The organism is Natronococcus amylolyticus DSM 10524, assembly GCF_000337675.1.
Lineage (GTDB): Archaea > Halobacteriota > Halobacteria > Halobacteriales > Natrialbaceae > Natronococcus > Natronococcus amylolyticus.
Window position 1 is genome coordinate 12,363 of record NZ_AOIB01000015.1, and the last position, 12,491, is coordinate 24,853.

Genomic DNA, 12,491 nt, shown 5'->3' on the forward strand with positions numbered 1-12,491 from the left:
GATTGATCAGTCGTCTGCGGTCGATCGCTCGATACCCTCGAGGCCGGGGATCCCCTCGACGCCCATCGAGGCGAGCTCGCGTTTGAGTTCCTGTTCATCCTCGATGTTCTGGGAGAGCTCCATCGCCTGCGCGAAGTTCTTCACCAGCCCACAGTTCGGGCCCTCCGGCGTCTCGGAGGGACAGATGCGACCCCACTGGGTCGCGTGCAGGTCCCGCGCCTCGAAGTGAGGCTGCGAGCGGCTCAGCGGACTGCGGAGCCGGCGCAGGTGGCTGAGAACCCCCATGAAGTCGGTACGGTCGACCAGCTGGCTCACGCCGGAGCGGCCGCCGACCCAGTTCCCCGTCGCGATCGGGTGCTCGAGGCGTTCGGTCAGCACGTCCGATCGAACGACGGTGTTCACCGAGAGGTTTCGGTTCCGCATGTTGGCGCGCTCGAGCTGGTACTTCACGTCACGGGCCAGCTTGTTCAGCGCGGTCCGGAACAGGTCCCGCATCAGGTCGCCGCTGACCTTCAGTCGCTTGTTCGCGTAGTGGTCCTTGTCGTCGGCCTCGCGGCGACCGAGCGCGAGTTCGAAGCAGGCTTCGGCCATCCGACAGAGGTAGTGGGCCTTGTTGATCCGGACGTCCTCCTCGTCGACACCCTCCTCGTGGAGGTGTGGCAGGAGGTAGCGGTCGATGACGTAGTTGGCTCGCTTGAGCTGGTAGTTCTTCCCCTGGCCGGAGGCGACGCGTTTCCCGAGCTCTTCGATCGCACCCTCCTCGGTCTGGACCTCCGCTTCCTCCAGGTTCTCGAGCATGTACTTGACGACCTCGGGGTCGTTCGAGACCTTGTGGACGATCTCCTCGTCGCTCTCGAGGCCCAGCGCCCGAACGAGCGTGACGAAGTTGATCGATCCCGACACCGACGGGAACGAGACCTCGAGTAGTCCGTTTCGGGTCCGTTCACAGAGCACGAGCGCACGGTAGCCACGGCGCTGTGAGAACGTTTTGGCGACCTGGATCTCGTCGCCGTACTTGGTGTCGTACTCCGCGAGGATCTTGTTCGGCGCGAGGTCCTCGCTGGTCATCAGCACGCGCTCGGAGCCGTTGACGATGAAGTAGCCGCCGGGGTCGGCGGGGTCCTCGCCGATCTCGATCAGCTCCTCGTCGCTGAAGCCGGCGATGTTACACTTGTCGGAGCCGACCATGATCGGCATCCGGCCGATCTTCGTCTCCGTCGAGTCGACGACCCGCTCGTCGCCCTCCTCGCCCTTGACGATCGACATCTCCATGAAAACGGGCGCGGAGTAGGTGATGTTCCGGAGTCGAGCCTCCTGGGGGTACAACAGTTCCTCGGAACCGTCGGCCTCCCGAACGCGGGGCGTGACGACGCGGACGTCGCCCAGCTCGACGTAGACCGGTTCCTCGCCCTCCTTGTCACCGATGTCCGTGTCGATCGTCTCCTTCTCGTCGACGACCTCCTGCATCCCCCGGTTGAGGAAGGCGTTGAACGATCGGTAGTGGTGTTCGGCGAGCCGTTCCTTCGAGAAGTATTCGCGCGAGATGTCCCGTCGTTTCGATCGATCAAGTTCTATTGACATTTATTCCACCACAAGTCGGTATACGACTGCCTGGTCGGTTGTGCGTGAGTTCCGAACGATCTTGATGACGTCGCCGACGTCCGCCTCGTCCGGGAGAGCGGAGTCGTTGCGCTTGATTTTCGGCAGGTCTGTGCGGTCGATGTCGTACTCCGTGAGGACCTCCTCGAGGACGTCCTCCTCGAGAACGGTGTGCTCCGGAACGAGTTCGTGTTGGCTTACGTCTACCATGTGTTGGTGCGGGCTATCGGGAGAGAAGCGGCTGTCACGAGATACTACAGGCACGTAACGGTGGGACGCATTTAACGGTTACTAACTCGATCCAAAAGCACGGCTATCCGGCCTGGCGAACTTGACCGGAACTATCTGTCACGTTCGTACGTAGCCCGTTCTCAGTTATATTCCTTGTGGGGAGCGAAAGGAGACAGTCTCAAGGCGGACGTGTCCCGGTTCGTCCTACCACACGTTCCACGATTGGAAAGCCTTAATACTCTCACCGGGAAACTGAGAAATGCGTCGTAAGACGCCGCAAGCAAGCCCGGATGGTGTAGTGGCCCATCATACAACCCTGTCACGGTTGTGACGCGGGTTCAAATCCCGCTCCGGGCGCTTTCTTGCGACTTGTCTGCCCGGATGGTGTAGTGGCCCATCATACAACCCTGTCACGGTTGTGACGCGGGTTCAAATCCCGCTCCGGGCGCTTTCTGCCGGCGTCAATTCGCGAGCAGGTAGTGCGTTGCCTCTTCCGCCCCGAGTAGTACTGTTGGGATAATAGTGTGAACTCCTGGACTCCAGTCCCGAGAAAAGTCGCTGAGTGTCCCTTCCTCAAACTCGGGTTTTGTGCGATAGCGGAGACAGGAGGACTACAGATGAACACAAAATAGGTCGGCGACGAGACGGAGGCCAAAATCATGGCCGCTCTGATTACCGAAGGGTACACCGTCTCGGTGCCGTTCGGAGATAACGAAAGCTACGATCTCGTTCTCGATGCGGGAGGAACCCTCGAGCGGGTTCAGTGTAAGACTGGCTGGATCGAAGACGACGTCGTCCGGTTCAAGACTGCGAGCAAGACAACGTCCGGCGGCGATGTCGTACTGACCGATTACGGAGACGAGATCGACGCGTTTGCCGTCAGGTGTCGTGATACCGAACAGCTCTACTGGGTTCTCGCGGAGGATGCTGGCACGAAGAGTACGTATCTTCGGCTGAAGGAGCCGGACATCGGTCATCCGAGCGTCAACCATGCGTCAGAGTACCGCTTCGAGAACCAGCTGTCGAAATCGGTCGACCGATAACGCCTATCGTGGCTCTCTCGCCGGTCTTTTGTTCCTAACCAGTTACAGCCGCAGACTCGAGTCCGTCTACTCGAGCCGACCGTCCTCGAGCGAGAGCGAATCGAACGAGACACTGTAGAGCCGTTCACCCGAGCGTGTTCGTTTGTCCTCCGAGCGGTTACTCCGTCACGAACTGTGTAGCAAGAAACATCTCGTTGCGACATCGCGTTTCCCACTCACCGCGAGACGACGTTCAGCCGATAAACGCGACGGTAGTGGCTGTCCGACGCCGGAGTCCCGACTCGAACGTCAGCCAGGTCGAGATTCGTATACACGGATAATAATTCCGCGACTAATTTATTGAAAGGAGGTGAGTTAAGAGGTCGTGAGTGAAAGGAAGGCGACATGGTTCACGAAACCGACTCGAGTCACGACCGGAGTCGTCGGGCTTTCATCGGTACCGTCGGCGCTGCGGGCATGGGACTTGCCGCCAGCACGTCGGTCGCCGCCTCGAGCGACGGCGATCCGACACCGATCGACTCGCCGACGGTGATCGAGGAGCCGGGCGAGTACGAACTCGTTGCCGACCTCTCGCCGGACGAACTCGAGCAGTCAGGCTGCATCGTGGTCGATCTCCGTGACGAGCAAGGAGACGTTATCAATCATGGAGATTTTACCCTCCACGGAAACGGTCACACGGTCGATCTAACCGAGACCGAGTTCGAGCCCGAGCGTTCCTGGCAACGCCTCAGCGGGATCGTCTTCAATCCTGGTCGAAGATGGGACGAACTTCCGGAAACCCAGTGGGAGATGGCAGTCGAAGGCCTCGAGATCCGCGGTGGCGGTTCGGGTATCAGCTCGCGACTAGCGGGTGGCGGGACGTTTACCGACATTACGCTTGTCGATAACGGAGTTGGCTTCGATTCTTACGTCGATGGCGGCGAGTTTCGGAATTGCGTCGTAGCCGAAAACGGCTCGGGAGTAGTTCTCGGCGGAGATACAGAAGTTTGGGGTGGTTCGGGAAGTGTTTTCGAGAGCTGTACGATACGGTCGAACGAGGGACCAGGAATCGTAGTTGGGCCCGAGAGTCAAGCGCAAATTGAAACCAGTCGAATCGTTCACAACCGCAACGGAATCTTAGCGGCAGCGCAGGGGTCTAGCACAATCATCGAGAGAAGCCACATCTGTTACAACGAGGAGTATGGCGTCTTCGGTGACGCCTACCCGGAGCTCGTCGTCGACGAATCCGAATCGTGGCCGGCAGAGGAGGCACGAATTCGGGCAACCGACAACTACTGGGGGGCAGCCAACGGCCCGTCGGGCCTCGAACGGCGCTGGAGTGAGCAAGATACCGGGTACGAGTACGTGGAACCGGACGAGCCGTTTACGGACCCAGAGACGGGCCGACCAGCCGACGGCGACGGCGACGCCATCTCCGAGTCGCTCGAGGCCGGCGTCTCTAACGTCTACTTCGATCCGTTCTCCGAAGCATCGCTCGAGAACGTCGGCGCTCAGCGCTGAGAATCGACACGACGAAAGCCCCGGTCAGCGGATCCGATCCTCCCACTCAATCCACTCCTGCTCCCAACCCGTCCTCGACTCCGCCCGCTGGCGAGCGTACTCGAGGTCCTCGCGGTTCGTCCGATTCCGTTCGACCGCGCCGGACTGCTCGCCCTCGAGTAAGAGCGGATCGAGCGAGAGGACGCCGAACTCGTCGCTCGAGCCGTCGGCGTCGACGGCCGCGAGGCGCTGGGGCTGGGTACCCCGTGGGAGGACGAGCCGGCCGTCGTCGGCGAGCTGTTCGAGGAGTGGGCGCGGCGGATCGACTGCGGCCGCCTCGAGCAGGATCCGATCGAAAGGGGCGTACTCCGGGAGTCCGCTGGCGCCGTCGCGACGGTCGACGAGGACGCCCTCGTATCCCGCCCGCTCGAGGTTGGCTCGTGCCTCGAAGACGAGCGGCCGCGAGATGTCGACGGCGTGGACGCCGTGCTCGCCGACGATCTCGGCCGCGACCGCCGCCGTGTAGCCGACACCGGCGCCGACGATTAACACGTCGTCGCCGTCCTCGAGGGCGAGCGCCTCGAACAGCCGGGCGACCGTACTCGGCGAGAGGACGCGTGTTTCGAGGACCTCGTGCTCGCGGTCGGCGTAAGCCGAGCGATCGTCCTCGAGGAACTCGTGGCGGGGAACGTCCCGCATCGCGATGGCGACGGCCTCGTCCGTCAGGACCCCCTTGGCGGGGGATTCGAGGCCGTCGACCATGTCCTCTCGGAGTACCGCAGGGTCCATACCCGAGGTAGCGGACGAGGCGTTATCAACTACGCGCCCGCTCGCGCAACCACGGACTACCCCCCTCGCATTCGAACGAACCGAACGCCGCCGTGTTCGCTTCGCTCGAGGCTCCCGTCCTCGCGCTTCTCGGCCATGACGAGCGTCTGGAACCCGGTCCCGATCGGCGCGAGTAGCCGACCACCGGTCCGGACCTGTTCGACGACGGGGTCGGGCAGCTCTGGCGTCGCGCAAGTGAAGTACGCCGCGTCGTACGGTGCGTGCTCGGCCCACCCCTCGCGGCCGTCGCCGACGCGAATCGAGACGTCGCCGTACCCCGTTTCGGCGAGACGGCCCCGCGCCTGCTCGGCGAGCTCCGCGCCGTACTCGACACTGTAGACGCCCTCGGCACCGACGAGTTCTGCCGTGACGGCGGCGTGGTAGCCACAACCGGTGCCGATCTCGAGGACGTCCGCACCGGGCTCGAGCTCGAGCCGATCGGCCATGATCGCGACCATGTGCGGCGCACTGATCGTTTGGCCGTCCCCGATCGGGAGCGGTCGATCCTGATAAGCGTCGCCGCGACGATCGGACGGGACGAACTCGTGGCGGGGGACCGTCCGGAGAGCCTCGAGGACCCGGTCGCCGTCGACCCGATCGGATACCGTCCGGACCATCCGTTCGCGGGCGCGTTCGTAGTCGTCCGTCCGGTCGTCTCCGTCGTCGGAGCTGAACCGATCGAACATGGTGGAGTCTACGGGCTCGCGAGCAATAGCCTATGGGACGCAACTGCGTGCCAGTTTGTTGGTCCGGACGAGTCGTCTCTCGGTTGCGTCTCGAGAAGTGAATCGAGTCGACTACCAGGCCGACCAGGCGCTGGTCTGTTCGTCGTAGGCGTAGACCCGCTTGAGGTCCTTCGCGACGCCCGTATCGCCCTCCATATCGTAGCGATCGCGGTCGTACTCCGAGGCGTCCTTGCGGACGACGAAGGCGTCGATCTCGAACTCGTCGTCGCCGAACTCCTCGATCGAGCCGACCTCGAACTCGTAGTCGCCGGGGACGTAGACGGTGATGCTCCGGCTGTCGTCCCGGGAGCCGTCCTGGGGATGCACGGTGACGTTGACCGCCACGTTGTCGACCTCGCGGGTCCAGACGGTCTCGACGTCGTCGGCGTCGGCCTCCTCGACGCGGCGGTGGCCGTCAAGCTCGATGCTGGTCACGCGAACCGTCGAGAGCACCTCGTCGGTCTCGAGGATGAACTCGTCGCCGACCTCGACGGTCTCGTCCTCGGGCGCGGTGACGTTCGCGGTGAACGACTCGCCCTCCTGGGAGACGACGACATCGAGGGTAACTTCGCGTTCGGGATCGGGCTGTACCTTGTGGACGTGACTGCACTCGCTGCAGCGAACCGTAAGCGCCCCGCCGCCCGCCGTCAGTACCTCGTGGACCGTCTCGAGGTCCGGCGAGCACGACGGACAGGGCGTTGGGATCCGGTCTGGAACGTCGTTCATAGCACGCCGTAGACGCCACGACCGTAAAAGCCGATTGGACCGCACACGAGCCCGTCACTGGCTCGCACCGTCGTCGTTCGAGTCGGCTCGAATGCCCGCTCGAGGACCCGAGCCTACTGTCGATTTCACCGCTCGCTCGTTGGGAGGTCTACAACCACTCTGCGTTCGCGGCTGTCGCCGCTCACTCACTACGTGGAAGTTCCACTTCCACGCCTGCTCACGGCTCGTCGCCGTTCGCCATCGGGAGGTCTACGACCTCCCCATCCGCCCACACCGTCGGCTCCCGGAGGATCCCGTCGAGGTGGATTGGCGCATCGACGTCGCCGCCGATTCCCGCGTCGTCGCCGATCGCGATGTGAACCGTCCCGCCCGCTTTCTCGTCGAGCAGGACGGAGCCGACGAGGTCGGTGACCGCGACGTTCGTGCCGATGCCGAGTTCGGCGAGGTTGTAGGCTGCGTCGCCGACCTCCTCCGCGGCGGTCTCGACCGTCTCGCGGATCTCGTCGTCGGAAATCTCGGTGACGAGGCCGTCCTCGGCCTCGAAGCGCAGCTCCTGACCGTCCTCGAGCAGTCCGTGGGGACGCATCGTTCCGTCGATGACGAACGTTCCGTCGGCGGTCTCGGGGCTGACGAACACCTCGCCCGCGGGAAGGTTCGACATCTGGCCGGGCTCGTGGACGATTCCGGTATCGGAGAGGAATTCTCGATCCCCGATCCCGAACGTGATGTCGGTGCCCGCAGGGGCGGTGACGCGAATCTCGTCGGCGTCTTCGACCTGCTCGAGGACGTCGGCGGAGTGGTCGGCGATCGCCTCGTAGTCGGCGTCCAGTCCCGTCGTAAACACCTCCTCGGTGATCCCGGGCAGCGTCGCGACGCGGGCGCCGGCCTCGTTCGCGTCCCCGCGGGCGCGGGTGTGGCTCAGGCTCTTGCTCGTCGGCGCGAGCACGACGTCGGCTCCGGCCATCGCGGCTGCGACCGGCTGTGGCGGTTCGCCGCCGTGGGTTTCGCCCGGCGGGTAGCGAACGATCACGGCGTCGTCGGAAATCTCGCTTGCGACCTCGTAGATCGCCTCGCCGATCGGTTCACGCTCGTCGTCGGTGACGACGGCACAGCTCTCCGAGGACTCGAGGGCGAGACACTGCCGAACGGCCGTCTCGGCGGCCGCGCGAAGATCAGACATACGCGGTAGTGGGATCAGCGAGCCGAAAGATCTTGCTATCGGCTACCGATAGTGTTACTCGGCGGCGTCCTCGAGCACTTCGACCGCGACCAGGGGCTCGCCGGTAAGCGCGCGGACGTAGGCGCCACCGGCGATCGAGACGTGGCCGAAGTCGTCCTCGTCGAGACCGTACATCTCGATGGCACGGGAGGTGTCGCCGCCGCCGACGACCGAGAAGCAGTCCGTTTCGGCGATCGCCTCGAGCACGGAAACGGTGCCATCGGCGAAGCGCTCGTCCTCGAAGACCCCCAGCGCGCCCTTGACGAAGACGGCCTCGGACTCGCAGACGAGGTCGGCGTACGTCTCCGCGGTATCGGAGCCGACGTCGAGGTAGGAGGTCTCCTTCTCGAGGCCCTCGACGTCGACCTCGGCGCGCTCGTCGTCCTCGCCCTCGTAGGCGAGGTCGTTCGCGAGGTGCAGCGAATCCTCGTACTCCTCGAGGATGCGTTCGATCGTCTCCCGCTGGTCGTCCCACTGCTCGTCGAAGAAGTCGGTTCCCTCGACGTCGTAACCGACATCGTGGCCCGCGGCTCGCAGGAAGAGTTCGCCGACGATGCCGCCGAGACAGAACCGGTCGACGGTGTCGTCGACGCCCTCGATAACCGGGATCAGATCTTCAGCCTTGGTGCCGCCGAGCGCCATCGTAACGGTGCCGTCGAACTCCCGCTCCTGGATCGACGAGTTCGCCGTGTACTCCTGTTCCATCACGCGTCCCGCGTAGGCGTCCATCACGCGCGGGAAGCCGACCAGCGAGGCGTGAGAACGATGGGCCGCCGAGTAGGCGTCGTTGACGTAGGCGTCGAACTCCGTGGCGAGCGTTTGGACGAACTCGGTGTCGGCTTTGACCTCGGGCTCTTCCTCGGGAAGCTCCTCGTCGCACATCCGGGCGTTCTCGAGGACGAGCACCTCACCGCCCTCGAGGCCGTCGATCGCCGCCAGCGCGTCCTCACCGAAGGTATCGGCGACGAAGTCGACGTCCCGATCGAGGTGATCCGCGAGGATCTCGGCGTGTTGCTCGAGCGAGACGAACGTGTCGCGGCCGGGCCGACCCTGGTGGGCCAGTACGGCGACGGCGTGGCCGGCCTCGAGCAGCTCCCGCAGGGTTTCAGCGTGGCGGGCAAATCGGCGGTTGTCCTGAACCGTGCCGTCCTCGACGGGGGCGTTGAGGTCGAAACGAACCAGCAGTCGCTGTCCGGGCTCGAGATCGTCGATCGTGTTGAACATACGGAGTGGGCGTGTCGAACGCGCTTAAAATTTAAAGTGGAAACTGCTCAGCGGGCGACGGCCTCGTCGGCCTCCTGGTCCTCGGCCTCGGCGGCGACGTACGTCGCGAGATCGAGCATCCGGCTCGAGAAGCCGTACTCGTTGTCGTACCAGGTCAGTACCTTGACGAGGCCGTCCTCGAGGGACATCGTCGACTCGAGGTCGACGTACGACGAGAACGGGAGCCCGACGATATCCCGGGAGACGATCTCCTCGTCGGTGTAGCCCAGCACGCCGGCGAGTTCGTCGTCGGCCGCCGATCGGATCACGTCGGCGAGTTCCTCCTCGGTGACGTCTTCCTCGAGGTCGACGGTGAGGTCGGTGATCGAGCCGTTCGGAACGGGGACGCGCATCGCCATCCCGTCGAGCTTGCCCTCGAGCTGGGGAAGCACCTCGGTGGTGGCGATAGCGGCGCCGGTGGAGGTCGGAATGATGTTCTCGGCGGCGGAGCGGCCGCGGCGGCGCTTGTCGAGCGGGCCGTCGACCAGATTCTGAGTGCCGGTGTAGGCGTGGACCGTCGTCAGCAGTCCGGACTCGATGCCGAACTCGTCGTCGAGGACCTTCACGACCGGCGCGACCGAGTTCGTCGTACAGGAGGCGTTCGAGAGCACGTCCTCGCCGTCGTACTCGTCGTGGTTGACGCCGTAGACGATCGTCTGGACCTCCTTCTCGCCCTTCGGCGGGGCCGAAATCAGTACCTTCTCTGCGCCGGCTTCAAGATGCTGGGCGGCCTCGTCGTACGTACGGAAGATCCCCGTCGCCTCGAAGGCGACGTCGACGTCGAGTTCGTCCCACGGCAGCTGGGTCGGATCTCGCTCGGAGGTCAGCCGGATCTCCTGGCCCTCGACGGTGAGGGTGCCGTCCTCGAGGGAGACGTCATCGAGGCGGCCGTGAACCGAGTCGTACTGCAGCAGGTAACGCATGTCGTCGTCGTCCATGACGTCGTTGATTCCGACGATCTCGACGTCGTCGTACGCAAGCGACGCGCGAAGGACGTTGCGTCCGATCCGCCCGAACCCGTTGAGGCCGATACGGAGCGTCCCCTCGAACTCGTTCTCCGTGTACGAATGTTCACTCATATCTGAGTACTACGCGGGCCACGATTAAATCACTTGCCCCTTCCAAAACGTTGATTGACGATAGGGAAGGATTTCGATCTATCGTCCGACGAGGGGACTCGTTGTGGTACCACATATCATAGAAAAGTCTGTATTTTTTATGATTTGGTGTGTGTGCACGTTAGCACGTGTTCTCCGGCGGATCTGCGCCAAACAACTCAATTTCGAGTTAACATCTATCAGATTCTTGCAAAACAGTTATGCCGGTTGACGGTGGATGTCGATGCGTATGCTCCGGGTCGGAATCAACGGTTATGGAACCATCGGAAAGCGCGTCGCAGACGCCGTGCGAGCTCAGCCAGATATGGAGGTCGCCGGCGTCGCCAAGGTCAGTCCCGACTACGTCGCACTCGGGGCGGCCGAGGCGGAGTACCCGCTCTACGCGGTCGACGAGGACCGCACCGATGGGTTCCACGAGGCCGGCATCGACCTCGCCGGCACCGTCGACGACCTCGTCGCCGACAGCGACATCGTCGTCGACGCGACACCGTCCGGAATCGGTGCGCAGAATCGCCCGCTGTACGAGCGCCACGACACCCCCGCACTCTTCCAGGGCGGCGAGGACGCGACCATCGCCGAGGTCAGTTTCAACGCCCGCGCGAACTACGACGAAGCGACCGACGCCGACTACGTTCGCGTCGTCTCCTGTAACACGACCGGTCTCTCGAGGCTCGTCTCGCCGATTCACGAGGACTACGGCATCGAGAAGGTCCGGACGACGCTGGTTCGACGCGGCGGCGACCCGGACCAGACCGGTCGCGGCCCGATCAACGACGCCCTGCCGGACCCCGTCTCCATCCCCTCCCACCACGGTCCGGACGTCCAGACCGTCTTCCCCGAACTCGACATCGACACGATCGGGCTCAAGGTCCCGACGACGATGATGCACGTCCACGCGGTCAACATCACCCTCGAGGAGGCACCCGACGACGTTTCGGAGATCCGCGACCGCCTCCGCGGGGAGGACCGACTGCTCATGATCCCCGACTACGCTGGGATCGACGGCGCCGGCACGCTCAAGGACCTCGCACTCGACGCCGGCCGTCCCCGCGGCGACATCTGGGAGAACTGCATCTGGGAGGAGTCGATCACCATCGAGGGACGCGACCTCTACTGCATGCAGGCGATCCACCAGGAGTCCGACGTCGTTCCCGAGAACATCGACGCGATCCGCTCGGTAACGGGACTGCTCGACGGCCCCGAGAGCCGAGCACTGACGAACGAGACGCTGGGGATCGGCCTCAGCCGACTGGACAACGCCGAGGAACGCGCCGTCGATCGACAGACCGCCGACTGAGTCGTCGGGGAAAGCTTTTGGCCGTCCCTTCCTTACCACCAGCTATGCGACGAGACGACCGCGACGAACCCTTCGACGATCTCTTTCGGGAAATCGAGCGGATGATGAACGAGATGATGAGCGGTGCCGATGTCGATTTCGACTCCTCGAGTGCCGTCGACAGCGGATTTGGCATGGACACCCACGTCGACATCCACGAGACCGACGACGAGATCCGCGTCGTCGCCGACCTTCCGGGCGTCGAGAAGGACAACATCGACCTCGAGTGCGACGGCAAGACGCTCACGATCTCGGCCCAGAGCGACCACCGTCAGTACGACGAGCGCGTCTCGCTCCCCCAGCGGGTCAACGAACACAGCGCCTCGGCGACGTACAACAACGGCGTCCTCGAGGTCGTCTTCGAGTCGGCCGAACACTCCTCGGGAATCAGCCTCGAGTAAGCATACGAGAGTCGACTCGCGGTCGACACCGGTTTTGTTCTCGAGTTCCGTTTCGGAACAGCGGCCGCCAAGGTAGGAGCGACACCACCGACGGTGGGGCTACTTTCGGGATCCGCCTTTCGCCTGTTTCTTCGTGTGCTCGATGAAGGCCTCCGTCTCCGTCACCGGGTCCGGAGCCTTTCGCTTGCCGTGTCGGCCGTGTCGACCGCGTTTTCCGCCGTGACGGTCTCGGTGGCCCTTTCGGTCATGTTTTCGACCGCGCCCTTTGTCTCGACTGTCTTTCCCCTTGCGGCCGCGTCGGTCCCGTCGGTCGCGGCGGTCTCGACGGTCCCTTCGGTCGCGTTTGCCGTTCTTTTTGCTTCGACCGTCTTTACCGTTCTTCCCGTGTCTGCCGTTCTTTCTGTCTCGACCGTTCTTTCCGTCTCGACCGTGTTTGCCGTCCTTCCCACCGGCCGATGCCATACCCGAGAGGCCGACGAGACCGGTACCTGCCGCTCCAGCGATTCGGAGAACGCCGCGACGA

Annotated in this window: 12 protein-coding genes, 2 tRNA genes and 1 pseudogene; 6 read left to right on the top strand and 9 right to left on the bottom strand. The window is 63.8% G+C overall.

Features of this window, described 5'->3' with window-relative positions; all coding sequences use genetic code 11:
• Positions 1-6 precede the first annotated feature (6 nt).
• Together C491_RS06010 and C491_RS06015 are read right to left on the bottom strand one after the other, a co-directional pair.
• Positions 7-1,581: a DNA-directed RNA polymerase subunit B'' gene (locus C491_RS06010; RefSeq protein ID WP_005554553.1), complete on the bottom strand. Its 1,575-nt coding sequence runs from the start codon at positions 1,579-1,581 to the stop codon at positions 7-9.
• Positions 1,582-1,809 (bottom strand): DNA-directed RNA polymerase subunit H, encoded by a 228-nt coding sequence (locus C491_RS06015; protein ID WP_005554554.1) that lies wholly within the window; start codon positions 1,807-1,809, stop codon positions 1,582-1,584.
• 305 nt (positions 1,810-2,114) lie between these two features.
• Here C491_RS06015 and C491_RS06020 point away from each other — a divergent pair.
• From C491_RS06020 to C491_RS06035, 4 genes and pseudogenes are all read left to right on the top strand, one after another.
• Positions 2,115-2,187 (top strand) — tRNA-Asp (locus tag C491_RS06020).
• Positions 2,188-2,205: 18 nt separating this feature from the next.
• Positions 2,206-2,278: transfer RNA gene (locus tag C491_RS06025), tRNA-Asp, on the top strand.
• A gap of 169 nt (positions 2,279-2,447) precedes the next feature.
• Positions 2,448-2,873: pseudogene (locus C491_RS06030) on the top strand (group I intron-associated PD-(D/E)XK endonuclease).
• Between the two features lie 384 nt (positions 2,874-3,257).
• The gene (locus tag C491_RS06035; protein ID WP_005554556.1) at positions 3,258-4,373 is read left to right on the top strand and encodes a right-handed parallel beta-helix repeat-containing protein; all 1,116 of its coding nucleotides are present in this window, start codon (positions 3,258-3,260) and stop codon (positions 4,371-4,373) included.
• A 24-nt stretch (positions 4,374-4,397) separates the two neighbouring features.
• Here C491_RS06035 and C491_RS06040 read toward each other — a convergent pair whose 3' ends face one another.
• The 6 genes from C491_RS06040 to gap form a co-directional block, all read right to left on the bottom strand.
• On the bottom strand, positions 4,398-5,141 hold the full coding sequence (locus tag C491_RS06040) for a protein-L-isoaspartate O-methyltransferase family protein (RefSeq protein ID WP_005554557.1): 744 nt from the start codon (positions 5,139-5,141) through the stop codon (positions 4,398-4,400).
• 56 nt (positions 5,142-5,197) lie between these two features.
• Positions 5,198-5,866 carry a protein-L-isoaspartate(D-aspartate) O-methyltransferase gene (locus C491_RS06045; RefSeq protein ID WP_005554558.1) on the bottom strand — a complete coding sequence of 223 codons (669 nt, stop codon included), beginning with the start codon at positions 5,864-5,866 and terminating at the stop codon, positions 5,198-5,200.
• Positions 5,867-5,977: 111 nt separating this feature from the next.
• Positions 5,978-6,631 (bottom strand): HVO_0476 family zinc finger protein, encoded by a 654-nt coding sequence (locus C491_RS06050; RefSeq protein ID WP_005554559.1) that lies wholly within the window; start codon positions 6,629-6,631, stop codon positions 5,978-5,980.
• A gap of 217 nt (positions 6,632-6,848) precedes the next feature.
• The gene (locus tag C491_RS06055; protein ID WP_005554560.1) at positions 6,849-7,811 is read right to left on the bottom strand and encodes an aminopeptidase; all 963 of its coding nucleotides are present in this window, start codon (positions 7,809-7,811) and stop codon (positions 6,849-6,851) included.
• A gap of 54 nt (positions 7,812-7,865) precedes the next feature.
• Positions 7,866-9,074 (bottom strand): phosphoglycerate kinase, encoded by a 1,209-nt coding sequence (locus tag C491_RS06060; protein WP_005554561.1) that lies wholly within the window; start codon positions 9,072-9,074, stop codon positions 7,866-7,868.
• Positions 9,075-9,121: 47 nt separating this feature from the next.
• On the bottom strand, positions 9,122-10,192 hold the full coding sequence (gap, locus tag C491_RS06065) for a type I glyceraldehyde-3-phosphate dehydrogenase (protein WP_005554562.1): 1,071 nt from the start codon (positions 10,190-10,192) through the stop codon (positions 9,122-9,124).
• Positions 10,193-10,460: 268 nt separating this feature from the next.
• On the opposite strand from gap, the gene C491_RS06070 reads away from it, so the two are divergent.
• Both C491_RS06070 and C491_RS06075 read left to right on the top strand, forming a co-directional pair.
• On the top strand, positions 10,461-11,528 hold the full coding sequence (locus tag C491_RS06070) for a type II glyceraldehyde-3-phosphate dehydrogenase (protein WP_005554563.1): 1,068 nt from the start codon (positions 10,461-10,463) through the stop codon (positions 11,526-11,528).
• Between the two features lie 44 nt (positions 11,529-11,572).
• A complete protein-coding gene (locus C491_RS06075) occupies positions 11,573-11,968 on the top strand; it encodes an Hsp20/alpha crystallin family protein (protein WP_005554564.1) in 396 nt (131 codons plus the stop codon).
• A 161-nt stretch (positions 11,969-12,129) separates the two neighbouring features.
• On the opposite strand, the gene C491_RS06080 is transcribed toward C491_RS06075, so the two are convergent.
• Positions 12,130-12,417, bottom strand: a complete 288-nt coding sequence (locus C491_RS06080; RefSeq protein WP_005554566.1) for a hypothetical protein — start codon at positions 12,415-12,417, stop codon at positions 12,130-12,132.
• Positions 12,418-12,491 lie beyond the last annotated feature (74 nt).

Bases quoted from the DNA above. Each gene is read 5' to 3' on its own strand.
- C491_RS06010 (WP_005554553.1), bottom strand. From the start codon at position 1,581: ATGTCAATAGAACTTGATCGATCGAAACGACGGGACATCTCGCGCGAA.
- C491_RS06015 (WP_005554554.1), bottom strand. From the start codon at position 1,809: ATGGTAGACGTAAGCCAACACGAACTCGTTCCGGAGCACACCGTTCTC.
- C491_RS06035 (WP_005554556.1), top strand. From the start codon at position 3,258: ATGGTTCACGAAACCGACTCGAGTCACGACCGGAGTCGTCGGGCTTTC.
- C491_RS06040 (WP_005554557.1), bottom strand. From the start codon at position 5,141: ATGGACCCTGCGGTACTCCGAGAGGACATGGTCGACGGCCTCGAATCC.
- C491_RS06045 (WP_005554558.1), bottom strand. From the start codon at position 5,866: ATGTTCGATCGGTTCAGCTCCGACGACGGAGACGACCGGACGGACGAC.
- C491_RS06050 (WP_005554559.1), bottom strand. From the start codon at position 6,631: ATGAACGACGTTCCAGACCGGATCCCAACGCCCTGTCCGTCGTGCTCG.
- C491_RS06055 (WP_005554560.1), bottom strand. From the start codon at position 7,811: ATGTCTGATCTTCGCGCGGCCGCCGAGACGGCCGTTCGGCAGTGTCTC.
- C491_RS06060 (WP_005554561.1), bottom strand. From the start codon at position 9,074: ATGTTCAACACGATCGACGATCTCGAGCCCGGACAGCGACTGCTGGTT.
- gap (WP_005554562.1), bottom strand. From the start codon at position 10,192: ATGAGTGAACATTCGTACACGGAGAACGAGTTCGAGGGGACGCTCCGT.
- C491_RS06070 (WP_005554563.1), top strand. From the start codon at position 10,461: ATGCTCCGGGTCGGAATCAACGGTTATGGAACCATCGGAAAGCGCGTC.
- C491_RS06075 (WP_005554564.1), top strand. From the start codon at position 11,573: ATGCGACGAGACGACCGCGACGAACCCTTCGACGATCTCTTTCGGGAA.